The following is a 641-nucleotide window of genomic DNA, read 5'->3' on the forward strand; positions in this document are numbered from 1 at the left end:
TATCCGGAAAAATATCCGGAAGTCATCCGGAAATAGTTATGAAGGGAGGCGTGAAATCCGGAACTTATCCGGAAAAACATCCGGAAGTCATCCGGAAATAGTCATGAAGGGAGGCATGAAATCCGGAACTTATCCGGAAAAACATCCGGAAGTCATCCGGAGATAGCCATGAAGGGAGGTGTGAAATCCGGAACTTATCCGGAAAAACATCCGGAAAACAGGACAGCTGGGCAGTTATTGAGCAGAGGTATCTGAAAGGGGACGAATAAAGGAGATAAATGAAGGAAGAAACAAGGGAGTGTATCGTGAAGGCCAGACTGACCGCAAATGAATACCAGACATTCCTTAAAAAAGTAAAAGGCTCTGACCGTCCGGACAACATGTCTGAATATATTCGGGCCTGCATCTTTTCTGACGACCTGAAGCATTCCATCGCAGTCGCAAGGGAATTAAAGAACATGAATTACCAGATCCGGAAGATAGGAGTCCTCATCAACCAGATCGCAGCCAGCGCAAACCGGGGCGTCATGTTCCGGGGAGATGCGGAACTGGTACTGAAAAAGATGCAGGAGGTGGAAGAATTGGTGAAAACATTTGAAGCACGTATCGAATAAAGGATTGCGGATTGGTCAGGATATGGA

Annotated in this window: 1 protein-coding gene; it reads left to right on the forward strand. The window is 46.5% G+C overall.

Translation table 11 applies throughout. The annotated features are described in order from the left end of the window. The first annotated feature begins 278 nt into the window (after window positions 1–278). Complete coding sequence (locus WMO65_RS26425) at window positions 279–614, forward strand: plasmid mobilization protein (RefSeq protein WP_349064921.1); 336 nt, start codon at window positions 279–281, stop codon at window positions 612–614. The last annotated feature ends 27 nt before the right edge of the window (window positions 615–641 follow it).

Source organism: Blautia caccae (assembly GCF_040095955.1).
Taxonomy (GTDB): Bacteria; Bacillota; Clostridia; order Lachnospirales; family Lachnospiraceae; genus Blautia; species Blautia celeris.

Coding starts and splice junctions, on each gene's coding strand:
- WMO65_RS26425 (WP_349064921.1), top strand. CDS start 279: ATGAAGGAAGAAACAAGGGAGTGTATCGTGAAGGCCAGACTGACCGCA.